At 59.8% G+C, this 24,041-nt stretch carries 19 protein-coding genes and 2 pseudogenes; 7 read left to right on the top strand and 14 right to left on the bottom strand.

Going from position 1 to position 24,041, the window contains the following annotated elements; all coding sequences use genetic code 11:
- Window positions 1–19: 19 nt before the first annotated feature.
- From ACEPAJ_RS17545 to ACEPAJ_RS17525, 5 genes are read right to left on the bottom strand one after another with little or no spacing between them, the layout of a single operon-like run.
- Window positions 20–1,114 carry an AAA family ATPase gene (locus ACEPAJ_RS17545; protein WP_425916576.1) on the bottom strand — a complete coding sequence of 365 codons (1,095 nt, stop codon included), beginning with the start codon at window positions 1,112–1,114 and terminating at the stop codon, window positions 20–22.
- Window positions 1,111–2,340: a DUF4350 domain-containing protein gene (locus ACEPAJ_RS17540; RefSeq protein ID WP_425916574.1), complete on the bottom strand. Its 1,230-nt coding sequence runs from the start codon at window positions 2,338–2,340 to the stop codon at window positions 1,111–1,113. Before ACEPAJ_RS17540 ends, ACEPAJ_RS17545 begins: the two co-directional genes overlap by 4 nt.
- Entirely contained in the window at window positions 2,337–3,908 is a 1,572-nt protein-coding gene (locus ACEPAJ_RS17535) for a DUF4129 domain-containing protein (protein ID WP_425916572.1), read from the bottom strand. The genes ACEPAJ_RS17540 and ACEPAJ_RS17535 overlap by 4 nt, the downstream gene beginning before the upstream one ends.
- Window positions 3,895–4,875 (bottom strand): stage II sporulation protein M, encoded by a 981-nt coding sequence (locus tag ACEPAJ_RS17530; RefSeq protein ID WP_425916570.1) that lies wholly within the window; start codon window positions 4,873–4,875, stop codon window positions 3,895–3,897. Before ACEPAJ_RS17530 ends, ACEPAJ_RS17535 begins: the two co-directional genes overlap by 14 nt.
- Window positions 4,872–5,594: an RDD family protein gene (locus ACEPAJ_RS17525; RefSeq protein ID WP_425916568.1), complete on the bottom strand. Its 723-nt coding sequence runs from the start codon at window positions 5,592–5,594 to the stop codon at window positions 4,872–4,874. The genes ACEPAJ_RS17530 and ACEPAJ_RS17525 overlap by 4 nt, the downstream gene beginning before the upstream one ends.
- Window positions 5,595–5,824: 230 nt before the next feature.
- Here ACEPAJ_RS17525 and sbcB point away from each other — a divergent pair, with 230 nt between their 5' ends.
- Window positions 5,825–7,255 carry an exodeoxyribonuclease I gene (gene sbcB, locus ACEPAJ_RS17520; protein WP_425916566.1) on the top strand — a complete coding sequence of 477 codons (1,431 nt, stop codon included), beginning with the start codon at window positions 5,825–5,827 and terminating at the stop codon, window positions 7,253–7,255.
- Window positions 7,256–7,341: 86 nt separating this feature from the next.
- Here the strand turns inward: sbcB and mvaT are convergent, their stop codons facing one another.
- Window positions 7,342–7,716 carry a histone-like nucleoid-structuring protein MvaT gene (gene mvaT, locus ACEPAJ_RS17515; protein WP_274089629.1) on the bottom strand — a complete coding sequence of 125 codons (375 nt, stop codon included), beginning with the start codon at window positions 7,714–7,716 and terminating at the stop codon, window positions 7,342–7,344.
- Window positions 7,717–8,017: 301 nt separating this feature from the next.
- On the opposite strand from mvaT, the gene purU reads away from it, so the two are divergent.
- From purU to ACEPAJ_RS17500, 3 genes are read left to right on the top strand one after another with little or no spacing between them, the layout of a single operon-like run.
- Window positions 8,018–8,869 (top strand): formyltetrahydrofolate deformylase, encoded by an 852-nt coding sequence (gene purU / locus ACEPAJ_RS17510; protein WP_425916563.1) that lies wholly within the window; start codon window positions 8,018–8,020, stop codon window positions 8,867–8,869.
- Window positions 8,870–8,914: 45 nt separating this feature from the next.
- Window positions 8,915–9,340, top strand: a complete 426-nt coding sequence (locus ACEPAJ_RS17505) for a CBS domain-containing protein (RefSeq protein WP_425916561.1) — start codon at window positions 8,915–8,917, stop codon at window positions 9,338–9,340.
- A gap of 28 nt (window positions 9,341–9,368) precedes the next feature.
- Window positions 9,369–9,560, top strand: a complete 192-nt coding sequence (locus tag ACEPAJ_RS17500; protein WP_425916559.1) for a hypothetical protein — start codon at window positions 9,369–9,371, stop codon at window positions 9,558–9,560.
- Between the two features lie 75 nt (window positions 9,561–9,635).
- Here ACEPAJ_RS17500 and ACEPAJ_RS17495 read toward each other — a convergent pair whose 3' ends face one another.
- Window positions 9,636–11,513, bottom strand: coding sequence for a methyl-accepting chemotaxis protein (locus ACEPAJ_RS17495; protein WP_425916557.1), 1,878 nt, complete (start codon window positions 11,511–11,513; stop codon window positions 9,636–9,638).
- A 129-nt stretch (window positions 11,514–11,642) separates the two neighbouring features.
- Between ACEPAJ_RS17495 and ACEPAJ_RS17490 the strand changes: the two genes are divergently transcribed.
- Entirely contained in the window at window positions 11,643–13,139 is a 1,497-nt protein-coding gene (locus ACEPAJ_RS17490) for a helicase HerA-like domain-containing protein (RefSeq protein ID WP_425916555.1), read from the top strand.
- A 55-nt stretch (window positions 13,140–13,194) separates the two neighbouring features.
- Here ACEPAJ_RS17490 and ACEPAJ_RS17485 read toward each other — a convergent pair whose 3' ends face one another.
- Window positions 13,195–13,407, bottom strand: a complete 213-nt coding sequence (locus ACEPAJ_RS17485; protein WP_090251216.1) for a hypothetical protein — start codon at window positions 13,405–13,407, stop codon at window positions 13,195–13,197.
- Between the two features lie 243 nt (window positions 13,408–13,650).
- Window positions 13,651–14,406 (bottom strand): substrate-binding periplasmic protein, encoded by a 756-nt coding sequence (locus tag ACEPAJ_RS17480; RefSeq protein WP_425916553.1) that lies wholly within the window; start codon window positions 14,404–14,406, stop codon window positions 13,651–13,653.
- Between the two features lie 339 nt (window positions 14,407–14,745).
- Here ACEPAJ_RS17480 and ACEPAJ_RS17475 point away from each other — a divergent pair, with 339 nt between their 5' ends.
- Window positions 14,746–15,030, top strand: a complete 285-nt coding sequence (locus tag ACEPAJ_RS17475; RefSeq protein WP_090248931.1) for a hypothetical protein — start codon at window positions 14,746–14,748, stop codon at window positions 15,028–15,030.
- A gap of 10 nt (window positions 15,031–15,040) precedes the next feature.
- Here ACEPAJ_RS17475 and ACEPAJ_RS17470 read toward each other — a convergent pair whose 3' ends face one another.
- Window positions 15,041–15,586 (bottom strand): tetratricopeptide repeat protein, encoded by a 546-nt coding sequence (locus tag ACEPAJ_RS17470; RefSeq protein WP_090248929.1) that lies wholly within the window; start codon window positions 15,584–15,586, stop codon window positions 15,041–15,043.
- Between the two features lie 230 nt (window positions 15,587–15,816).
- Between ACEPAJ_RS17470 and ACEPAJ_RS17465 the strand changes: the two are divergent.
- Window positions 15,817–16,949, top strand: a pseudogene (locus ACEPAJ_RS17465) (M14 family metallopeptidase).
- Window positions 16,950–17,041: 92 nt separating this feature from the next.
- On the opposite strand, the gene gcvT reads toward ACEPAJ_RS17465, so the two are convergent.
- From gcvT to gcvP, 4 genes and pseudogenes are all read right to left on the bottom strand, one after another.
- Window positions 17,042–18,166: a glycine cleavage system aminomethyltransferase GcvT gene (gene gcvT / locus ACEPAJ_RS17460; protein WP_425916551.1), complete on the bottom strand. Its 1,125-nt coding sequence runs from the start codon at window positions 18,164–18,166 to the stop codon at window positions 17,042–17,044.
- 72 nt (window positions 18,167–18,238) lie between these two features.
- Window positions 18,239–19,615, bottom strand: coding sequence for an L-serine ammonia-lyase (locus ACEPAJ_RS17455; protein ID WP_425916549.1), 1,377 nt, complete (start codon window positions 19,613–19,615; stop codon window positions 18,239–18,241).
- Between the two features lie 84 nt (window positions 19,616–19,699).
- Entirely contained in the window at window positions 19,700–20,953 is a 1,254-nt protein-coding gene (gene glyA, locus ACEPAJ_RS17450; protein WP_425916547.1) for a serine hydroxymethyltransferase, read from the bottom strand.
- 231 nt (window positions 20,954–21,184) lie between these two features.
- Window positions 21,185–24,036: pseudogene (gene gcvP, locus ACEPAJ_RS17445) on the bottom strand (aminomethyl-transferring glycine dehydrogenase).
- Between the last annotated feature and the right edge of the window lie 5 nt (window positions 24,037–24,041).

Below are 24,041 nucleotides of genomic sequence, written 5' to 3'. Positions count from 1 at the left end.
GCGCCTTGCACTGCAGATTTCATAGGCGCGGTGCCGCAACCTGGTCGAGCAGTTGTTGCAGCACCTGATCCACCGACAGCCCTTCGATATCCAGCTCGGGCGAGAGGCGCACGCGGTGACGCAGCACAGCCAGGGCGCAGCCCTTGATATCATCCGGCAAAACGAAGTCGCCGCCGCGCAGCAGTGCGCGGGCCCGCCCGCACCGTACCAGGGCAATCGAAGCGCGTGGTCCGGCGCCGATCGCCAGGCCTGGCCAGCTGCGCGTTGCACGGGCGATGCGCACGGCGTAGTCGAGTACCTGCTCGTCAATTGGCAGGTCGCTGGCAATCTTCTGCAGCGCCTGCACATCGCGGGCTTGCAGCAAAGTGCGCAGCGGCGTGACTTCGAGCATGTCGGCTTTGCTTGAGCGCGCCACCTGACGAACCATGTTCAGCTCTTCGCTCTGCTCGGGGTAGTCCATGCGCAGCTTGAGCATAAAGCGGTCGAGCTCGGCTTCTGGCAGCGGGTAGGTGCCCTCCTGCTCGATCGGGTTTTGCGTGGCCAGCACCATAAAGGGCAGCGGTACGTTCAGGGCGCGACCTTCCAGGGTGACTTGGCGCTCCTGCATGACTTCCAGCAGCGCCGCCTGGGTTTTAGCCGGCGCACGGTTGATCTCATCCGCCAGCAGCAGGTTGGTGAACACCGGGCCTTTGCGCAGCTTGAATTGCTCGCTCTGCAGGTCGTACACGGCGTGGCCGGTGACGTCGCTGGGCATCAGGTCAGGGGTGAACTGGATGCGTGCAAACTCGCCGCCAAAGCAGCGCGCCAGGGCGCGAACCAATAGGGTTTTGCCGAGGCCAGGAACGCCCTCAATCAGCACATGGCCGCCGGCGATCAGCGCGCTGAGCACGTCGTCAATCACCGCCGTCTGACCGATCAGGGCTTTCTGTAGCTCAGCGTGCAGCGCCTGAGCCAACTGGCTGGCGCGTTGACGCTGAGCATTCGGATTGGCCGCAGTGGCTGCCGGGGCAGCTGGCGCGGGTGCCGCAGCCGGTATCTCGCTGACGGGCTCGGTGGCTACGGCCGCCGGTTCGATTGCGCTGTCCGGCAGTTCGGGTGTGTGTTCGCTCGTCATAGGGCATTCCTGAGGGTTTGCAGGTTGGCGACCTGGCGGGTGAAATCGGCGGCGGCCAGGCGTTGCTTGGGCGGCGGCCGCATGGCTTGGCTGATAACGCTAGAAGGCTGGCGTGTCAGGCGGCTGAGGGTTTGCCATTGCTCGGCCACTGCGAGGCGTTCGAAGCCGGGATGACGCTGCCGGGCGCGGCGCTGGATGTCTTGCTGCAAACCGTGCAGCAGGCTGTGCTGGCCGTTGTGGCGCAGCAGGAAATCGGCGCTGCCGCGCAGGTGTTCCTGCAGCTGTCGGCGATGTCTGCTGGCGGGTAGCTGCAGCGGACCCTGGCGCATGCCCAGGTGCCATAGGCCGAATGCCAGCAGCAGCGCCAGGGCGACCAGGGCGTGTGGAAAGTGCTCAAGCAGCAGGCTGATCAGGTCATCGCGGTCGGCGCGGTAGAGCAGAGTCACCTGGCTGTCTTGGGTCATGTACCACAGCAGCCAGGCGTTGTCGTATTCGCCGATGCTTTGGTTTTGCCAGATCCAACTGTCGCTGACCACGCTGATCAAACCATCGCCACGGTAGAGCTGCAGCAGGTGCGTGGCCGCATCGCTGTTGGCCCAGGCGTGGGCGCGGTTTTCGGCGTCGTAGAGGTGGAAGTCAGTGTCGAAGTTGAAATAAGCCGGTGCGTCTTCGTTTTCCAGGTAGAGCTGGGTCAGTTCCGGGTAGGCGTTGTCGTCGTCAGCGGCTGATTGGGCCTTTGCTTCGGCGTCATACGTATCTTCTGCACGGCCCTGCTCAGCTGTGGCGGCGCTATCCTGGTCGTCGAGGTCTTCACTCTGATACTGCTGAATGCCTAGGCTGTCGAGCAGCAGGTCGCCGCTTTTACCTTCGTCTTCATCCCACAAACGTTCGGCGACAAATAACAGGTGGCCACCTTTGGCGGCCCAGGCCAGCAGACGTTCGGCCTGCTTGGGCGTCATTCGGCTGCGGTCACCGAGCAGTAACAGGGTTTGCCCGGCGCTCGGCAGGTCTTTGAGGGCTTCCAGACCGTCGGCGCGTTGGACCTGCAGGCCCTGCTTGCGCAGGAACTGCTCGGCCGCCAGGTAAGGGTTGGCCTGCGCCTCGGGCGAGGGGCCGTGGTCGAGGGTTTCCTGATACGGCGTGAGCATGCCCAGCAGGTAGATGCCCAGCAAACCGAGGGCCAGCAGCAGGCCTGCGCCGATGAAAAATGGGATGCGCCGCTTCATGCCTGCGCCTCTTGCTCGAACAGTCGTCGCCAGGTGCTACACAGTTCTTGTTTGAGTGCTGCGGGCGGCAGTCGATGGCCATAGGCGAGGTTCTGCCAGTGAAGGGTTAGCGTCTGGCTGAAGTGGCTGAGTTCTTGTTGCCGCAGTGTTTGCACGCGTTGCAGTACTTCGGCTTCGGTGTGCGCGCTTTTCAGCGGCAGGCGCTGTTCATGCAGCATGCGGCTGAGTAGGGCGCGGTAGAGCAGACCAAGGGCTGCGCGTGGCTGTTTATCCCAGAGCCGTTCAACTTCGCCGGGAATATCGGCTGGCAGGCTCTGCGGCGACACTTCCAGGCCAAACAGTTGTTCCGGCGGCTGGTATTTGGGCGCGCGTGGCACGCGCAGGCGTCCGGCAAAGGCGTTCAGCCAGTCGCGGTAACGCCACAACAGCCAGGCGATCAGGCCAAATAGAGCGGCCCACAACAGCACCTCGAAGAACAGCGCTACAGCCTCGACGCTTTTCCATAATTGGGTGAGCGTGAGGAACCCTTTCAGCAGTTCGCCCAGCGCCTTAGCGTCTGTTTTGCTGGGCGCCTCAGGCTCTTCGCCGAAGCGCCAGCGGGTGACGGTTTCACGGTGTTCGAAGGGCGGTTTCTCGAGCAGTTGGCTGATGCTCTGCTGGGCCTCCAGGCTGGTCAGGGGTTGCTTGAGCAGGCGTTCGGCCGTTGGCCCCATGGGGTCTTCAATCGGCAATGGGCAGTTGCTGGCGGCCGCCATGGCACTGTTCGGCACCTGCAGCAACAGCAAGCTAAAACCCAGTAACAGGGCATAGGCCACGCCAGTCAGGCGTTGGCGTAACTGGCGGAACACCAGCTCAATGTCCCAGGCTTCAAGAGCGGTACGCCGGTTCAGGTAGAGGGTAAAACCGCAGGCGACGTAAATGGGCTCCCATAGAATCAGCAGCAGGACGTAGATCAGATTGGACAGGTGCTCCAGCCACAGCCATTCGCCGGCGGCAGCATTGATCAAGCTTTCCCAGCTCCAGTTCAGCTCAATCTGTGCCGGCAGAAGCATGTAGAACAGGCTGATCATGCCGAACCACAGCGCCATCTCCAGGTGCATGCCGACAATCGTCAGCCAGCTCGCGCCACCCGCATCACGCTGGCCAAGGGCAATTAAGCGTTGACTGCGTTCTTTGCCCGCCAGGCCCTCAAGCTGCATAACGGGCATGTCGAAGCTACGTGTGGGGCTTAACCTGCGCCATGTCAGGCTCGCCAGCAACTGCGGTTTGAGCAGGCCGGGTAGGGCTTTCAAGGCTTGCGTGAGGCTCGGTGTTGCACCAAACAGCGCATGCGAAAGGATATACAGCGGCAAGCGCTCATAGGCGGGTTTGAGCCACCAGAAAATCAACAGGGCAATGCTAGGGTAATCCCAGAGCAATACGCACAGCAGGGCGAAAATTGGCAGGGTGACCAAAGCCCAGCTGAGCATCAGCAGGCCAGCATGTTGCTTGGCCAGCAGTACGCCGAGGTCGATGGCTTCCCAGGCGCTGCGCGGACGAATCACCACGCTGGCATCAGTCAGGCGCATGCACACCTCGGCCAGCCAGCAGTAGGTAAGCCAGAACCAGCAGCCAGAGCGCGCCGCCGACTGTGTATTTAACGCTGTGGCTGGCCAGGCTCATGGATGACCAGTAGGCCTCGATAAAAGCAGCCAGCAGTAGAAACACAATCACTCCGCCGACCAGCCGTACGCTGCTGCCGGCGGCCACCCGCAAGGCTTCGCCGCGGGGCAGGCGGCCGGGTACCAGCAGCGCCCAGCCGAGTTTCAGGCCGGCGGCACCGGCCAGGGCAATGGCAGTCAGCTCGAAGGCGCCATGGCCGACGACGAAGGACCAGAAGGTTTCGCCATAGCCGATCTGCGTCAGGTGGCCGGCCACTGCGCCAATCATCAGGCCGTTGAACAGCAGGAAGAACAGGCTACCCAGGCCAAACAGCAGGCCGCTGGCAAAGGTCTGAAAGGCGATGCCAATGTTGTTCATGATGTAGTAGCCGAACATCATCCAGTCATCGCTGGAGTCGCGCTCACTAAAGCGGCCGATGCGCCGGGCATCGGGGTCGTACATCTTTTCCATCTCGGCGACTTGGTCGGGTGGCATCACGCCGTAAACCAGATCGGGGAAGTGGTACACCAGCGTGCCCATCAGCAGCAGGCTACCGAAGAACAGCAGGCTGGCGGCGACGACAAAGCGCCATTCAGCCCTGACCAAGCGTGGAAAGCCTGCGAGGATAAAGCCGAGCAACTGGCCACCCAGTGGGCTGCGGTGGCGATAGAACTGCTGGTGACCGCGCATGGCCAAACGCTGTAATTGCTCGATCAGGTGGCTGCTGTAACCCCGGCTCTGCGCCAGAGCGAGGTGTTGGCACAGGCGCCGATAAGCCGCGGCAAAGCCTTTGCACTGCTGGCTGTCCGCTTTGCCGCGTTCAAGCGCTGTGAGCAGTGCGTTAAATGCCTGCCACTCGGCCTGGTGCTGGTTTTCAAACAGGCTCTGCTTCATGTCGGGCCTAAAAGTCCACGGGCAATGCCGTGGATCTGTTGTTCAGCCTGCTCGGCGGGCACTTGCAATGGCTCGGCAAGCAGGCCCGCGAGTTCTTGGCGGCGCGCGCTGGAGAGGCCCTGTGCACGTTCTGTAAAGCTGAGCAGGGCGCGTTGTTCAGCCAGGCTCATGCTGAATGGCGCACGCAGCGGTTCGGCTTGCGGTCGTTGCGGGGTAGTAGGCGGCTCATCGCGATAAACCACCAGTGTGCCGGCAGCGATATCGCCCAAGCGTTTAAAGGCCGGATGATTGAGGCAGCTCAGAATGCCCAAGGTGTAGCCGAAGGGCAGAATGTCGACGAAGCGCAGTAGGTTACGGGTCAGCGAAGCGGCCCAGCCAACGGGCGTGCCATCATCATGAATCACCCGCAGGCCCATCAGTTGTTTGCCGGGTGAGCGGCCCTGGTTGAGCACTTCAAACAGCACCATGTACCACCAGGTCACGAGAAACAGCAGGATGGTACCCAGGCCCATACCGAATTGGCCGAGCAGCGCCAGGGCTGCAAATAACACGCCGAGCAGTGCGCCGCGAATCAGCAGGTCGATGCTGAACGCCAGCGCACGCGGTACCAAGCCCGCCGGCCGCAAAATCAGGTCGATGCCTTCCGGCGTTTCCACTTTATAGCGGGTATCCAGCAGCGGGCGGTCGGTAACTGAATCAGGGGTTGGCGTGAGCGACATCGGCAGACTGCATCGAGTAAAGCCCGATGCTAGCCAGCAGCAAGCAGCGGCGCAACCGGCGCGGTCACAAGAGTTGGCGGAGAAGGGCTATTTATTAGCAATAGCGGGGTTTTGCGCGACTTAAATGCAGCCCGTGCGCCTGCCACAGGTGGCTGGCGCAGGGGCTGCGCTTGTCTGCGCGTTAGCAGCAGGGTGCTAGACTGCCTGTGCCTCAGCATTAGGACGTTACTGTGACTTCTAGCCTCTTTTGGTACGACTACGAAACCACGGGCATTGACCCGCGCCGCGACCGGCCATTGCAGGTGGCGGGGATTCGTACCGATGAAAACCTGAATGAAATTGATCAGCCGCTGAATATCTACTGCCAGCCCAGTGACGACATTCTGCCGCACCCAGCCGCCTGCCTGGTCACCGGGATTACTCCGGGCAAGTTAGCCGAGCATGGCCTGGATGAAGCCGAGTTTATGAGCCGTGTGCATGCTGAGCTGTCGCAGCCCGGCACGTGCGGCGTGGGCTACAACAGCCTGCGCTTTGACGACGAGGTCACGCGCTACAGCCTGTATCGCAACTTCTATGACCCCTATGCCCGTGAATGGCAGGGTGGTAATAGCCGTTGGGACCTGATTGACCTGGTGCGTACCGCCTATGCATTGCGTCCGGAGGGTATCGTTTGGCCGCAAGAGGAGGGGCGGGTGACCCTCAAACTCGAGCGTCTGACGGCCGCAAACGGCATTGCGCATGGCCAGGCTCATGACGCGTTATCCGATGTGCGGGCGACTATCGCCCTGGCGCGGTTGCTGCGTAGCAAACAGCCGAAGTTGTATGACTATCTCTATCAATTGCGCATTAAACAACGGGTGCAGGATCAGATACGCCTATTGCAGCCGTTGGTACATATATCCGGCCGTTATGCCGGCGCGCGGCATTATCTGGCAGTGGTGCTGCCTTTGGCCTGGCATCCACGTAATCGCAATGCGCTGATCGTCTGTGATTTGCAGGCGGACATTGCGCCGCTACTCAATGAGAACGCTGAGACATTACGCACGCGTCTTTACACCCGCCGTGATCAATTGGCTGAGGGTGAGTTGCCGGTGCCGCTTAAGTTGCTGCATATCAACCGTTGCCCGGTTGTTGCGCCGATGAACGTATTACGTGCGCAGGATATTCAACGCCTGCAACTCGACATTCCGGCCTATCAGGCACAGGCCGAACAATTACAGGCTAAGTCTGCTCTTTGGCATGAAAAACTGCTGCAGGTGTATGCCGAAGAGCAATTCGCACCTAATCAAGACCCGGAACAACAGTTGTACGATGGTTTTATCGGTGACCGTGACCGGCGTTTGTGCGAGCAGGTACGCCGTGCTGATCCGCAACGTTTGGGGGAGGCTGTTTGGCCCTTTGATGATGCGCGGTTAACTGAGTTGCTGTTTCGTTACCGGGCGCGCAACTTTGCCGCGACCCTGAGCACTGAGGAGCAGCAGCGCTGGCGAACCTTCTGCCAGCAACGCCTGAGCCACCCTGAATACGGTGCGCCGAATACCCTTGAGCAGTTCGAGCAGGCCCTGGTGCAGGTGTTTGCAGGTGCTAATGCTGAGCAACAAGCGGTGTTACTGGAATGGCGCGCGTATGCCGAGCGGCTGCGCCAGCAATATGCCTTGTAATACGTTTGGCTGTTAAACATAGCGGCCACAAAAAACGCCAGCATTGCTGGCGTTTTTATTTAGCGCGGGGCTATTTGTGCGGTGGCTCAGTCCAGCAGGGTTACCCAGCTCTCAACAACGTCGCTGCCCCACTTAGCTTTCCACTCTTTCAGCGTTTTGTGGTTGCCACCTTTGGTTTCAATCACATCGCCAGTGTTCGGATTTTTATACTGCTTAACTTTGCGCGCGCGCTTGGTCGCAGTAGTTTTGGCTGGACGCAGGCTTTTGCTGCTTCTGGCTTCCGGGTCAAGCATGGCAATGATGTCACGCAGCGACTTTTGGTATTCACCCATCAGTGCGCGCAGTTTGCCTTCGAATTCCAATTCTTTTTGCAGCTTGTCGTCTTGCGACATGTTCTTCAGGCGGTCTTGCAGTTCTTTGATGGCTTCTTCGGTAGCGCGGTATTCGTTGATGAGCGACATGTGGGGCGTGCCTGTATAAGAAATTGACGATTAAGTGAAAGCAATAGTAGTCAGGCACTTTTCACAAGTAAACCGCTTTATGGGTATTTTTTATGAATTGTATTGCTAAGTAACTTATTGGCCATTTTCTTAATGGTCGCGTGGGCATATTCAGCAGGTAGTGCTTTTTGTTTTTTCCCTAATTGAGTTGCAGAGACAGTCTGCTTTGCCCCGACAGCAGCTCTCCAAGGCTGTTTGAGTACTGCAGTTTTCTCTTGCTGTGTCTAGAATGGCCGACTTTATTTGCGTGCTGGAGCCGTTAATGCGTACTTTTCGATTGGTTATTGCCTGCCCAGACCGGGTTGGAATCGTGGCCAAGGTCAGTAACTTTTTGGCCACCTATAACGGTTGGATTACCGAAGCGAGTCATCACTCGGATAACCAGAGCGGTTGGTTCTTTATGCGTCACGAGATCCGTGCCGACTCACTGCCGTTTGACCTGGACGGTTTCCGCCAGGCATTTGCGCCGATTGGCCGCGAGTTTTCTATGGAGTGGCGGGTCACCGATTCGGCGCAGAAGAAGCGTGTGGTGTTGATGGCCAGCCGTGAATCCCATTGCCTGGCTGATTTGTTGCACCGCTGGCACAGTAATGAACTGGATTGCGACATTCCTTGTGTGATTTCCAACCACAATGACTTGCGCAGCATGGTCGAGTGGCATGGCATTCCGTTCTTCCACGTACCGGTTAACCCTGAAGACAAACAACCCGCCTTTGATGAAGTCGAGCGTTTGGTAAAAGCCCATGACGCTGACGTGATTGTGCTGGCGCGCTATATGCAAATTCTCCCGGCAAAGCTGTGTGCGGAGTTCTCGCAGCGGGTAATCAATATCCATCACAGCTTCCTGCCGTCGTTTGTCGGGGCCAAGCCCTATCATCAGGCGTCGTTGCGTGGGGTTAAGTTGATTGGTGCGACCTCGCACTATGTCACCGAAGAGTTGGACGCCGGCCCGATCATCGAGCAGGACGTGGTGCGCGTCAGCCACCGTGACAGCATCGAAGAGATGGTGCGTCTGGGTAAAGATGTCGAGAAGATGGTGCTGTCGCGTGGTCTACGCTATCACTTAGAAGACCGAGTGCTGGTGCATGACAATAAGACGGTGGTATTCGACTGACGTGTAAGCAGTCCTTCGGTTCAGCGCAGGCAGAGGAGATTACTGATGCTCAAGTCAATCAAAGTACGTGATTACATGACCCGCAATCTGGTGACTTTTCGCCCTGAAATGAACCTGTTTACCGCTATCAATCGTTTGCTCGAACACCGCATATCCGGTGCGCCGGTGGTTGACGGGCAAGGTCACCTGGTGGGGTTGCTGTCGGAGGGTGACTGCTTGCGCGGTATTCTTTCCGGGGCTTATTACGAAGCCACGGGGGGAAATGTCAGCGCCTATATGACCACCGAGGTTGAAGTGATTTCGCCTGAGGCGGATATCATCGAAATCTCCGAGCGCTTCCTGCGCGGCCGACGTCGGCGCCTACCGGTTATCGAAGACGGGCGTCTGGTTGGTCAGGTTAGCCGCAGTGATGTGCTGCGTGCGGTCAAGGAGTTTGCCCAGCATGACGAAGGTCGTCTGGCGCTTAACTAGCGCCCAAGGCTGCGTGTAAGGAGGGGTTATGAACGATCCGCTCGCGCGTGCAACATCCAGCGCGCCTCCCGTGTTGGGAGAGGGCTGTACGCAACGTTATGACCCGCAGGCACTGACCCCTGAGAACGGCACTGAGTTTGCCGATGCAGCTGAGTTGTGGCGACAGTTGCAGCAAGACGAACAGTCGAAGTCGCCAACGGACAGCGATAAGCAGAAATAAAAACGGGGCGCTCATTGAGCGCCCCGTTTGTTTTAACGCCGCAGGGCCGGCGCTCAGCTGATCGCGTTAAGCCTGTTAAATGCGGAAACTGTCGACCAAGTGCTTGAGGCGGCTGGCCTGTTGCTCCAAGTCTCCGCAGGCGCGCAGGGTGGCGTTGAGGTTTTCTACGCCTTCCTGGTTAAGGGTGTTGATTTCGGTGATGTCGACGTTGAGCGATTCGATCACCGAGGTCTGCTCCTCGGTTGCGGTGGCCACCGACTGGTTCATGCCATCAATTTCACCGATACGTTCGGTGACGCTGCTTAGGCGGGCGCCGGCTTGGTTAGCGATCTCCACGCTTTCTTCGCTGTAGCGCTGGCTTTCAGTCATGGTGGTGACCGACTCGCGGGAGCCGACTTGCAGCTCTTCGATCATTTTCTCGATTTCCTGCGCCGACTCCTGAGTGCGATGGGCCAGGTTACGGACTTCATCGGCGACCACCGCAAAGCCACGCCCGGCTTCGCCTGCACGTGCAGCTTCAATGGCCGCGTTGAGGGCGAGCAAGTTGGTTTGCTGGGAGATACTTTTGATAACTTCAAGAATCTGCCCGATGTTCACTGTTTTGCTGTTGAGTGTTTCGATATTGCTGCAAGAGGCGCTGATCTTGCCCGACAGTTCATTCATCGCCTGGATGGTCTTCTCTACGACCTGGCGACCGTCTTCTGCCAGATGACGCGCGTCGGAGGCTTGGTTGGAGGCATCGGCCGCATTGCGCGCGATCTCCTGGGCGGCTGCGCCCAGTTCGTTGATTGCCGCGGCGACGCTGTTGGTGCGGCTGGCCTGTTCATCCGAGTTGATCATCGACGAGTTGGAGGCTCCGACCACCAGTTTGGCCACTTCATTGACCTGGCTGGTGGCGGATGACACTTCGCGGATCGAGCTGTGGATACGTTCGACGAAGCGGTTGAAGGCTGTGGCTAGGCGGCCGAACTCATCGTTGGACTGAATGCTCAGGCGCTTGGTCAGGTCGCCCTCGCCTTGGGCGATGTCCTCCATGGCTTTGCCCATGACATTCAGCGGCTGCATCAGCACGCTGATCAGCATACTCAGCAGCAGCATGATCAGCACCACAGCGATGATGGTGGCTACGATTGCCGAGGCGCGGAACTCGCTGAGCATCGAATAGGCTGCATCCTTGTCGATGGACAGGCCGACATGCCAGTTCACCGAGGGCAGCCCCTTGACCGGGGCAAAGGTGAGGATGCGTTCTTCGCCATTGAGCTCTGTCTCGCTGAAATCACTACTGATCCGTGGCGTGTTCTGCGGGTAGACCTCGCTGAGGTTCTTCATCACCAAGGACTTGTCCGGGTGCACCAGGATCTTGCCGTCAGCGCTGATCAGAAATGCATAGCCGATGCCATCGAGATCCAGCAAGTTGATGATCTCTACCAGAGTATTGAGGCTCAGATCGCCGGCGGCGACGCCTGCTGCTTTGGCGGGTGAGGCGATGGTGATAATCAACTCGCCGCTGGCAGCGTCAATATAGGGTTCGGTCAGGGTGCTACCGCCGGCGGCCATGGCATCCTTATACCAGGGACGCGTGCGCGGGTCGAAATCGGCTGGCATTTCGTCGTCCGGGCGCATGGTGAATTCGCCGTCGGCACTGCCGAGGTAGGTAAAGTCGAAGGTCGACGTCAGTACTTTCTGCTCCAGCAAGCCGGTCAGCACCTCACTGGAGGCGTCACGGGCAACCGACTGCGCGACGTTTTCCACCAGCAAGATACGTCCGGACAACCAGTTTGAGATGTTACTGGCGGTCACCTCACCCATTTCATGCAGATAACTTTCCAGATCCGCGCGAATGGCATTGCGTTGCAGATAATCGTTGTACAGGGTGAACAGCGAGAATGCAGCGATCACCACCAGTGAGGCGGCGAGCAGAATCTTGTGGCTGAACTTCAGGTTGTTGGTCATGGCTTCTTGCGTCCGTTAAGTTCTGGCATCAGTCTTGAGCTGATGTAAGGCAGTGGCTGTCGCAGGGTATGCGGCATGCTGACTATGTCGGCTTAGTTGCAGTAAAGCTTTAACCATGGAGATAACAAGATGGCGCAAACCGAGCAGTTTGTTGTAGGGGCCGATCTTCAAGGGATGCCGGTGGGGCAGGCGTTGCGTTTGGCCAATCGACACGGGCTGATTGCCGGCGCGACGGGCACTGGCAAAACGGTGACCCTGCAGCGCTTGATTGAAACCTTCAGCGATGCTGGCGTGGCGGTGTTTGCCGCTGATGTTAAAGGCGACCTCTGCGGTCTGGGCGCTGCCGGCACGCCGCAAGGCAAGGTGGCTGAGCGCATCGCCAGCATGCCCTGGCTCAATCACCAGCCGATGGCTTACCCGGTAACGCTATGGGATGTGCAGGGCAAGAGCGGCCATCCGCTGCGCACCACATTGAGTGAGATGGGGCCTTTGCTGCTCGGTGCGTTGTTGGAGCTGACAGACAGCCAGCAAGCCGCACTCTATGCCGCATTCAAGGTGGCGGACCGCGAAGGTTTGCTGCTGCTCGATCTGAAAGACCTCAAGGCGCTGTTGGCGCATCTGAAGAACCACCCCGAGGTGCTGGGCGAAGACAGCGCGTTGTTTACCAACACGTCATCGCAAGCCCTGCTGCGCAAATTGGCGGGCCTGGAACAGCAAGGTGCCGATGCGCTGTTTGGCGAGCCGGCGCTGCAACTGGAAGACATCCTGCATCCGGACCGCGATGGTCGCGGGCGCATTCATCTGCTCGACGCCAGCCGTCTGGTGCATGAGGCACCGAAGGTCTACGCGACCTTCCTGCTCTGGCTGTTGGCTGAACTGTTCGAGCAGCTGCCGGAGCGCGGAGATGCCGACAAGCCGCTGCTGGCGCTGTTCTTTGATGAGGCGCACCTGTTGTTTGCCGATACTCCCAAGGCCTTGCAGGAGCGTCTTGAGCAGGTGGTGCGACTGATTCGCTCAAAAGGTGTGGGGGTGTATTTCGTCACCCAGTCGCCAGGCGACTTGCCGGACGATGTGCTGGCGCAGCTTGGCCTGCGTATTCAACACGGCCTGCGCGCCTTTACCGCTAAAGAGCAGAAGTCACTGCGCGCGGTGGCCGATGGCTTCCGGCCGAATCCGGCTATCGACACGTTGACGGTACTCACCGAGCTGGGGATCGGTGAAGCCTTGGTTGGCACGCTGGAGGCCAAAGGCACGCCGGCCATGGTTCAGCGTGTTGCTGTGGCGCCGCCGCAGTCGCGTATTGGTCCGTTGAGTGAAAGCGAGCGAGCAGCGTTGATCCAGCAGTCCGCGTTGCGGGGACGTTATGACAAGCCAATCGATCGTGAGTCCGCCTATGAGTTGCTGACGGCGCGTGCAGAGCAAGCTGCGCAGCAGGCAGAGTCCAATAACCCGAGTTCAGCGAGCAAGAGCGAGGTCGGAGGCGGTATGGCCGGTGCTGCGGGCGAGCTGCTGGGCGGTTTGGCCAGCCAGGTGATGAAAACCGCTATGCGCCAGGCGGCTAATCAGATTGGTCGGCAGTTGGTACGTGGTTTGTTGGGGTCGCTGATGGGCGGTAAGCGGCGCTGAAGGCGTGGCCATCCAGTTAGGGATGGCCACGCTATCTGACTGATGCGGCGGGGCGTCAGCCAGCTGCTTCGTCGGCCTTGGATTGGAGCTCTTTTTCGATTTTTACCAGTTCTTTTTCAAACGCTTGGTCGAGAAGGTTAGCCTTCTTGCGCCACGGCTTGCGCTCGGGGTCCGGTTGAGCGGCGTAGGTAATCACTTCTCCGCCGTATACATCCTTGTAACGCTGCGCCTGGCGCTCGAGTTCGGCGCGCAGTTCGTCTTTCGTCACGTAGTTACCCATGGTCTTGAACAGAATAGTGGCTGGATGCCAGGCATAGGGCCTGGGCACTTGAGGCCGCCAAACAGGTTTAGTTCGCGCATTTAATAAGCGTGGCCAATAGTGTTGATGACTATTGCCGCGTCTGTTTGCCCTTTTATTGTGGATTACCTGAACGAGTTGTCAGGTTTGTTAAAGGGCTAATTAGGCTGCGCCCGGCAATTATGGCGAAGCCAAGTTAAATGTCCAGCGTGCTTAATTGGCAGGTTGTAGACCGTAACGCTGCACGATGGTTGCAAGCTGGCCGTTATTACGCAGTGTATTCAGCCCGCGATTAAATGCCTGGAACTTTACTGGGCTGACTCGCTTGCGGGAAAAACCAATGCCGTATGAAATTGACGTCAAATGTCCGGCGTTACGCAGCGCGTAGAGATATTCATGCTCGATCAAGTGACGAGCAACATCGCGATTAAGTAATACCAAACCCTTTTCACCAAAGCGCCCAGCATTAAGCATCAGGAGCAGACGATGGTTGTTGGTCACCAATTTAATGTCGACATCCGGGGTGTTTTTCAGGCTTTCCTGCAGGACGAATGAAGTTCCGGACGGTCCGTATACGCCGATCTGGCGCCCGCGCAAATCATCGGGTTGAGTGAATTGAAAGTGATTTGAACGCAGGGTGTAAAAGTCGTAGCCGGAGGTCACCACCATGGGGGTGATAAGAAATTCCTTACGTCGTGCAGGCGACTGAATCACAGTGAAAATACCATCAACTTCACCGTCTTCGGCTTGTTGCAGGGCGCGCCGCCAAGGCAATACTTCAATTTCGCAATGCCACTGCAAGAGGCCACAGGTTGCATTAACTATCTCGGGCAGCGCGCCGCTGGCAATACCGCCGCGCGAAAAACTGAGCGGTGGGAATTCCTCGGTTACAAAGTGCACCGTTTCGGCTGCAGCCGGGACGGCAGTTATCAAGGCCGTGACGAAGAAAAATGCATGGCGTAACAGCACGACTTAATCCTTTAGTTGCGATGAACGCTCGCGGGTCTGCATGACCTGGTGTTTCTGGTGTGTACAGGGAACATTATTAACCACGTCTGCGCGTAATTGCCTAGTGTCCTTTTGTGCCAGCGAAATGAACGATGCATTACGCCTAGCACCCTGCATTGCCAGTGCGCGCCTAGCGGACTGGTAACACCTTGCAAACTCTATGCAATTGAGTAAATCCGTGTGCCTCCCTACATTTGCGCCCGCACCAGTGAGTCCCTGTTTGTGCTAGATCAATCCGGGTCATGGTCACTGGATCGCGGTCGTCAATCAGACCGCTCACGGCTGCTTCTGGAGAACGTTATGCGTAAGTCGATGCAAATGGGTGTGCTGGGGTTGGTACTGATCGGCCTGGTCGGTTGTGAGGCGGCTGAGCAGTCTGCGCAAAAGCTGGCTGAAAAGGCCGAACAAGCCGTGGTGGATGTCGCCCGCGAAGCGGTTGATGAGACGGTGAAAGAGCTCAATAAGCAGGTGGACGAGGTGCAGCAGTCAACCAATGAGTGGTTGGGCGAGCCGGTTGATGAGGCTGAGCCGCAACAGCCTGAGCAGCCGGCAAGCGAGCTGGCGGAGCCCGCTACCGAGGCTTGATGCGAGGTTGTTAAGGGGCCTTGTTGAGGGCTTCACAGCTGGCGGCATAGCGTTGCTGGCAGGCGCTCTGGAACAACGCTTTGGCCTGGATCGGGTCGCGCGGCACGCCTTGTGCGCCCTTGAGGTAAAGGTTGCCAAGGATGTGTTGAGCCATCGGGTTGCCACCAGCGGCTGATTGGTTGAGGTACTTGAGCATCAGTTGGGGGTTGTTGAAGTCTGGATTGTCGCGGCCGGTGTACAGGTAGGCCAGGCTCACGGCAGCCATGGCGTGGCCTTTGTCGGCGGCGAGTTTCCACCAGTACTCAGCCTGTTTGAGGTCTTTGTGCGGTTTGCCGACGAAGTACAGGCTGGCGAGCTGGAACTGACTGTCTAGGTCACCCCGGTTGGCCTGGCTGCGCAGGTTGGCCTCGTCGACGCTATTTTCGCTGGCCGCAGCGGTTTTCTGTGGCGGCGGAGCGTTACGATTTTGCTCTGACTGGTTGGCGCAGCCGACCAGCAGCATTCCTGCGCAGAGCAGGATTACCAGTGAACGATGGCTTGGCAGCGGTTTGATCATGCGTATGGCTGCTCCCTTAAAGGTGGCGTTGGGGGTTAAGTAGAACCTGAGGCGGTTAAACACCAGACTGCAGGCTTACTGGTAAGTTGCGCGTTGTCCGAGGGTTGTTGCAGGCGCGAGTGTCGGTCGCAGTTGCAGAATCCATATCAGTTTGTCGCCTGCAGCGTTTCGCTGCTGCGCCAGAGCTGCGATTCTTGTTCACTCTTGCGCCCCAAGCCATCGAGGTCCCCATGCAGATCAGCTCCAACTTCGACAGCGGCAATATCGAGGTCATCGACGCCAGCAACCCACTGCAGGTGCAGCTGGCGATTCGTCCGGATCTCAACAGTGAACATTTCCAGTGGTTCCACTTCAAGGTCGAGGGCTTGCAGCCTGGTCAGCCTTACGGCTTTAGCCTGGGCAATGCCGGGCAGTCGTCTTACAAGAATGCCTGGAGCGGTTACCACGCTGTTGCCTCTTACGATCAGCGCGACTGGTTTCGGGTGCCCAGCCGCTTTGAAGAGGGCGCGCTGAAGTTCGACATCGAGCCGCAGCATGGACAGATCTGGTTCGCCTATTTCGAGCCCTACAGCCGCGAGCGCCATAGCCAGTTGATCGAGGATGCGCAGCGGTTGGCGGGCGCCGAGCTGTTTGCCACGGGTAAGAGCATCGAGGGGCGGCCAATCGAGTTGCTGCGCATCAGCCGCAATCCGCAGGCGCTGCGCAAGATCTGGCTGATTGCCCAGCAGCATCCGGGCGAGCATATGGCTGAGTGGTTTATGGAAGGGCTGCTGGAGCGTCTGCAACTGCGTGATGACGCCGAGATGAATGCCTTGCTGCAGCAGGCCGACCTTTACCTGGTGCCGAACATGAACCCGGATGGTGCCTTTCGTGGCCATTTGCGGACCAACGTCGCTGGTCGCGACCTCAACCGTGCCTGGCAATCAGCCACTGAGGCGGACAGCCCAGAGGTGTGCTTCGTCCAGCAGCAGATGCGCGCCGTGGGCGTTGATCTGTTCCTGGATATTCATGGTGATGAGGAAATACCGCATGTGTTTACCGCCGGCTGTGAAGGCAATCCGGGCTACAGCCCGCGCCTTGCACATTTGGAGCAGCAGTTTCGGCAGTTGTTGATTGATAACGGCGCCGAGTTTCAGACCACTTTCGGTTATACCCTGACCAGTTCGGTCAGGCCAATACCACCCTGGCCTGCAATGCGGTGGGGCTGGAGTTTGATTGCCTGGCGTTCACCATCGAAATGCCGTTCAAGGATCACGATGACCGGCCTAACCCGCAAACGGGCTGGAACGGCGAACGTTCCAAACAGTTGGGTAAGGATGTGTTGAGCGTTGCCGCGGCGATGGTCGGGCAGTTGCGCGAGTAGCGCTGCGGTTGATGGCCAGGGCTGCTGGCCCTGTCCGCCAGCGGCGGGTAGCGAGTAGCCCGGATGCAATCCGGGCTACGTTGGGGCAGGGGTTAGCCGCGGTAGTAGCGTTGAGGCACGAACGGCGTTTTGGCGACTTTCATCGCTACGCGCTTGCCACGCACGATGGCCCACAGCTCAGTGTCCAGGGCGATATGGCTGCTCTGCACATAACCCATGGCCACTGGCGCGCCCAGTGTCGGTCCGAAACCACCGCTGGTCACGGTACCAATTACCTTGCCGTCGGCATCGACGATTTCCGCGCCTTCACGCACCGGCACGCGCTCCTGCGGCAGCAGGCCAACACGCTTGCTGGCAACGCCAGCTTGTTGCTGGGCGAAAATGCGCTCGGCACCTGGGAAGCCGCCCGCGCGGGCACCGTCGGCGCGGCGCGGTTTGGAGATTGCCCACAGCAGGCTGGCTTCGATCGGCGTAACGCTTGTGCTCATGTCGTGGCCATACAGGCACAGGCCGGCTTCCAGGCGCAACGAGTCGCGCGCGCCGAGACCGATGGCCTCGACTTCTGTTTCGGCCAGCAGGCTGCGCGCCAGGGTTTCGGCGTGTTCGGCCGGCACCGAGATCTCGTAGCCGTCTTCACCGGTGTAGCCGGAGCGGCTGACGTAGCAGTCCACACCGAGTAAACGCACGGGGGCGAATTGCATAAAGGTCATCTGCGCCACTTCTGGGGCCAGGCGCGCCAGGACGTCGACAGCTTTCGGACCTTGCAACGCCAATAGTGCACGCGCTTCGAACAGGCTTTCGATCTCACACTGGCTGCCAATATGCTTCTGCAGGTGGGCCAGGTCTTGGTCTTTGCAACCCGCGTTGACCACCAGAAACAGGGTGTCATCGCCTAGGTTGGCAACCATCAGGTCATCGAGGATGCCGCCGTTTTCATCGGTGAACATGGCGTAGCGCTGCATGCCGACTGGCAGGTCGATGATGTCCACCGGCACCAGCGTTTCCAGTGCCTTGGTAGCATTCGCACCGCGCAGGACGATCTGACCCATGTGCGATACGTCGAACAGGCCTGCCTGATCGCGAGTATGTAGGTGCTCTTTCATCACGCCCAGCGGGTATTGCACTGGCATGTCATAACCGGCGAACGGCACCATGCGTGCGCCGAGTTCGAGATGCAGGGCGTGTAGTGGGGTTTTCGCCAGAGTTTCAGTGGTCATGCGCTTCTCCAGTTCTGTAAGCGTTACGTGTGTAGGCGCGTGGCGCCAACAGGGTTGTATGGGTTGCCGTGATCAGCACTCGACGATGTTCACGGCCAAGCCGCCACGGGCGGTTTCCTTGTATTTGTTGTTCATGTCAGCGCCGGTCTGGCGCATGGTGCGGATCACTTTATCCAGCGAGACAAAGTGCTGGCCGTCACCGCGCAAGGCCATGCGCGCCGCATTAATGGCTTTCACCGAGCCCATGGCATTGCGTTCGATGCAGGGTACCTGCACCAGACCGCCGATGGGGTCACAGGTCAGGCCGAGGTTGTGTTCCATGCCGATTTCGGCGGCGTTTTCCACCTGATTGACGTTGCCGCCGAGCACTTCGCAGAGCGCCCCAGCGGCCATCGAACAGGCCACGCCGACCTCGCCCTGGCAGCCGACTTCAGCACCGGAGATCGAGGCGTTTTCTTTATAGAGAATGCCGATAGCGGCGGCGGTCAGCAGAAAGCGCACGATGCCGTCATCGTTGGCGCTTGGAATAAAGCGGCTGTAGTAATGCAGCACCGCCGGCACGATCCCGGCCGCGCCATTGGTTGGCGCGGTGACCACGCGGCCGCCGCTGGCGTTTTCTTCGTTGACAGCCAAGGCGTAGAGGTTGACCCAGTCGAGCACGCTCAGCGCATCGCGCAGGCTGGCTTCCGGGTGCTTGCACAGTTGCCGGTGCAGGGCGGCGGCGCGGCGTTTGACCTTGAGGCCGCCGGGCATGATGCCTTCATTGCGGCACCCGGCTTCGACGCAATCCTGCATCACCTGCCAGATCTGCAGCAGGCGCTTACGCGTTTCCGCTTCCGGGCGCCAGGCTGCTTCATTGGCGAGCATTATCTGGCTGATCGACAGGTTGTGCTCAGCGCAATGCGCCATCAGCTGTTTTCCGGTGGTAAAGGGGTATTGCAGCGGCGTGGTGTCTTCGACGATGCGGTCGGCACCGGCGGCCTGTTCATCGACCACGAAACCGCCGCCTACCGAGTAGTACTCGCGTGAACGGATCTGTAAACCGGCGGCATCGAAGGCGCGAAAGATCATGCCGTTGGGGTGAAAGGGCAGCGGCTTGCGGATCATTGCCAGGTGCTGCTTCTCGACAAAATGGATGGTTTTTTCGCCGAGCAGCTTGAGTTCGCCACTGTCGCGAATGGCCGCCAGGCGAGCGTCGACGCTGTTGGTATCGACGGTGTCTGGTTGTTCGCCGGCTAGGCCGAGCAGCACCGCTTTGTCACTGCCGTGGCCTTTGCCGGTCGCGCCGAGGGAACCGTATAGCTCGACCTTGAGGCTCTCGGTGCTGCTCAGTAAATCATCGCGGCGCAGGCCTTCGGCAAAGCGCAGGGCGGCGCGCATCGGCCCGACCGTGTGTGAGCTGGATGGACCGATGCCGATCTTGAATAGGTCAAAAACGCTGAGTGACATGTTTTCTCCGGCGTTGAGCCAACCTCGTGGGTGGCGTGGATGCAGCGCGGCGGGTAACCGCGGCTGCATAGTTCAACGGCTTATTTAGTCAGCGTAGACCGGGAAGCTGGCGCATAGGTTCGCCACCTGATCACGGACGCGTTCGATCAGCGCCGGGTTTTCCAGGTCATCAAGAATGTCGCAGATCCAGCCGGCCAGTTCGCGGCATTCGGTTTGTTTGAAACCGCGCGTGGTCACGGCCGGGGTGCCAATGCGAATGCCGGAGGTGACGAACGGCGATTGCGGGTCATTCGGTACGGCGTTTTTATTCACCGTGATATGCGCCGCACCCAGGGCGGCATCGGCGGCTTTGCCGGTCAGGCCTTGCTTGACCAGGCTGATCAGCATCAGGTGGTTATCGGTACCGCCGGAGACCACGTCATAGCCACGGCCGACGAACACCTCGGCCATGGCCTGGGCGTTGTTGATGACCTGCTGCTGGTAAGCCTTGAAACTCGGCTCCAGCGCTTCCTTGAAGCAGACCGCTTTGGCGGCGATCACGTGCATCAGCGGCCCGCCCTGGCTGCCGGGGAATACCGCAGAGTTGAGTTTCTTCTCGATCTCGGCATTGGCGCGGGCCAGGATCAAACCACCACGCGGGCCGCGCAGGGTTTTGTGCGTGGTGGTGGTGACCACATCGGCAAACGCAATCGGGTTGGGGTACAGGCCAGCGGCGACCAAGCCCGCGACGTGGGCCATGTCGACAAACAGCAGCGCGCCGACCTTGTCGGCGATTTCGCGGAAACGGGCGAAATCCAGGGTGCGCGAATACGCAGAGAAACCGGCGACGATCATCTTCGGCTGGTGCTCGACGGCCAGGCGCTCGACCTCGGTGTAATCGATCAGGCCTTGCTCGTCGATGCCATATTGCACGGCGTTGTACAGCTTGCCGGAGGACGACACCTTGGCGCCGTGGGTCAGGTGACCGCCGTGGGCCAGGCTCATGCCGAGGATGGTATCGCCGGCATTGATCAGCGCCAGGTACACCGCGCTGTTGGCGGAGGAGCCGGAGTGCGGCTGCACGTTGGCATAGTCCGCACCGAACAGCTGCTTGGCACGCTCGATAGCGAGGGCTTCGACCTTGTCGACATGTTCGCAACCACCGTAGTAACGCTTGCCCGGATAGCCTTCGGCGTACTTGTTGGTCAGGCCGCTGCCTTGCGCCTGCATCACGCGCTGGCTGCAGTAGTTTTCCGAGGCAATCAGCTCAATGTGATCTTCCTGGCGCTGTTCTTCGGCGTTGATCGCGGCGAGCAGGGCGTCGTCATAACCTTGCAGTTGGTCGTGCTTGCTGAACATGGTGAGATCCCTCGCTTGTTGTTGTTTTGGGTGCAACTGACCCGCCCCGGGTAGGGGTGAGTCGAAATTCTTGGATAAACAAAACCGTAGGATGGGTTAGCGGCGCATTGCCCTGAACAGGCTGGCAACGCCGCTATTGAACGCCGCGTAACCCATCGTTGATGGGTGTGGCGTGATGGGTATCGCTGCGCTCAACCTGCGCGGCCCGCCCCATCCTACGTTTACATCGTCTTAAGCGTCCTGGTAGGCCTCGATGGACGGGCAGGCGCAGATCAGGTTGCGGTCGCCGAACACGTTGTCGACGCGGCCGACCGGTGGCCAGTACTTGCCTTCGATCAGCGTGGCGGTCGGGTACACCGCTTGCTCGCGGCTATAGCCGTGAGTCCACTCACCGACCAGTTCCAGTGCGGTGTGCGGGGCGTTTTTCAGCGGGTTGTCGTTGGCATCCAGTTCACCACGCTCCACCGCACGAATCTCTTCGCGGATGGCGATCATGGCGTCGCAGAAGCGGTCCAGTTCTTCCTTGGATTCGCTTTCGGTCGGTTCGATCATCAGCGTGCCGGCCACCGGGAAGGACATAGTCGGGGCGTGGAAGCCGAAGTCGATCAGGCGCTTGGCCACATCGTCAACGCTGATGCCGCTGCTGTCCTTGATCGGGCGGATGTCCAGAATGCACTCGTGCGCCACCAGGCCATTGCTGCCCGAATACAGCACGGGGTAGTGCTCCTCCAGGCGGCGGGCGATGTAGTTGGCGTTTAAAATGGCCATCTGCGAGGCTAGCTTGAGGCCTTCGCCGCCCATCATGCTGATGTACATCCAGGTGATCGGCAGGATGCTGGCGCTGCCGAACGGCGCGGCGCTGACGGCACCTTCCTTGCGGGCCATATGGCCGTGGCCAGGCAGGAACGGAATCAGGTGCGCTTTGACGCCAATCGGGCCAACACCTGGGCCGCCACCGCCGTGCGGTATGCAGAAGGTCTTGTGCAGGTTCAGGTGCGAGACGTCGCCGCCGAACTTGCCCGGGGCGCAGAGGCCGACCATGGCATTCATGTTGGCGCCGTCGATGTACACCTGGCCACCGTTGTCGTGAATGATCTGGCAGATTTCGCGGATGCCTTCCTCGAACACACCGTGGGTCGAGGGGTAGGTGATCATCAGTGCGGCGAGACGATCCTTGTGCTCTTCGGCCTTGGCCTTGAGGTCGGCGATATCGACGTTACCGCTGCTGTCGCACGCCGTTACCACCACGCGCATACCGGCCATGCTGGCGGTCGCCGGGTTGGTGCCGTGGGCCGATTGCGGGATCAGGCAGATGTCGCGCTGATCATCGCCGCGGCTCAGGTGGTAAGCACGGATGGCCAGCAGACCGGCGTACTCGCCCTGGGAGCCGGCGTTCGGCTGCAGGGAGATGCCGTCGTAGCCGGTGGCCGCGCAGAGCATGGCTTCCAGCTCAGTGGTCAGCTGAGCGTAACCCTGGCTCTGTTCGGCTGGAGCGAAAGGGTGCAGGTTGCCGAACTCGGCCCAGGTCACCGGGATCATTTCGCTGGCGGCGTTGAGCTTCATGGTGCAGGAACCCAGCGGGATCATGCTGCGGTCCAGTGCCAGGTCCTTGTCGGCCAGCTTGCGCAGGTAGCGCATCAGCTCGGTTTCGCTGTGGTAGCGATTGAATACTGGATGGCTGAGGATTTCCGATTCGCGCAGCAGGCCTTGCGGCAGTTGCGCTGCCACACCCGCAGCCAGTTCAGCGAAGGCTGGTACAGCTTTACCGCCGGCGAATACTGCCAACAGCGCTTCGACGGCTGCTTGGTCGCTGGTCTCATCCAGGGACAGGCCCAGGCGCTCACCATCGATTTCACGTAGGTTGATGCTGGCAGCACGCGCCGCTGCATGCAGAGCAGCGGTGTTGCTGCCGGTGGCCAGGCTCAGGGTGTCGAAGAAGAACGCCTGCTCAACGCTGTAACCCAGGGCGCGCAGGCCCTTGGCCAGGATTGCGGTGAACTGGTGAGTGCGCTGGGCGATCTGGGTCAGGCCTTTCGGGCCGTGGTACACGGCGTACATGCTGGCGATGTTGGCCAGCAGGACCTGGGCGGTACAGATGTTACTGGTGGCCTTCTCGCGGCGAATATGTTGCTCGCGCGTTTGCATGGCCAGGCGCAGGGCCGGCTTGCCGAAGCGGTCGATCGACATGCCGACCAGGCGGCCTGGCATATCGCGCTTAAATGCATCGCGGGTGGCGAAGTAGGCCGCGTGTGGGCCACCGAAGCCCAGCGGCACACCGAAACGCTGGGCGCTGCCCAAAGCGACGTCGGCACCGAACTCGCCCGGCGGGTGAGCAGGGTCAGGGCTAGCAGGTCAGCGGCGACAGCAACCAGCGCGTTGGCTGCGTGGAAGCGCTCAACCAGTTCGCGGTAGTCGAAGATATCGCCATTGCTCGCCGGGTACTGCAGCAGCGCGCCGAAGTAGGCGCTGGTATCAGTAATCGCGGCTTCGTCACCGATCACGACTTCAATGCCCAGCGGCTCGGCACGGGTGCGCAGCACGTCGAGGGTTTGCGGGTGGCAATGCTGGGAGGCGAAGAAGGCGTTGCTGGCCTTGTTCTTCGACAGGCGTTTGCAGAAGGTCATGGCTTCGGCAGCGGCGGTGGCTTCATCCAACAGCGAGGCGTTGGCGATCTGCATACCGGTGAGGTCGCTGATCAGCGTCTGAAAGTTCAGCAAAGACTCCAGGCGGCCCTGGGAAATCTCTGGCTGGTACGGGGTGTAAGCGGTATACCACGCTGGGTTTTCCAGCAGGTTGCGCAGGATTGGGCTTGGCGTGTGGGTGCCGTGGTAGCCCTGACCGATGTAGGTTTTGAATTGCTGGTTCTTGCCCGCGATGGCCTTGATCTTGGCCAGGGCGTCGGCTTCCGACAGGCCTGGCAGGGAACCCAGGACGCTGGAGCCCTTGATGCTCTCGGGGATGACGTTATCAGTCAGCGCGTCGATGCTGGTGTAGCCGAGCAGTTCGAGCATGGCAGCGGTATCGGCCTCACGTGGGCCGATATGCCGGGCGATAAATTCGTTCTGGGTGGTCAGCTTGGTCATTGCAA

It is taken from the genome of Pseudomonas sp. GWSMS-1, assembly GCF_049847425.1.
Classification (GTDB): domain Bacteria; phylum Pseudomonadota; class Gammaproteobacteria; order Pseudomonadales; family Pseudomonadaceae; genus Aquipseudomonas.
The sequence above is the reverse complement of the archived record's forward strand: the minus strand, read 5'-3'. Positions and strand labels throughout refer to the sequence as shown.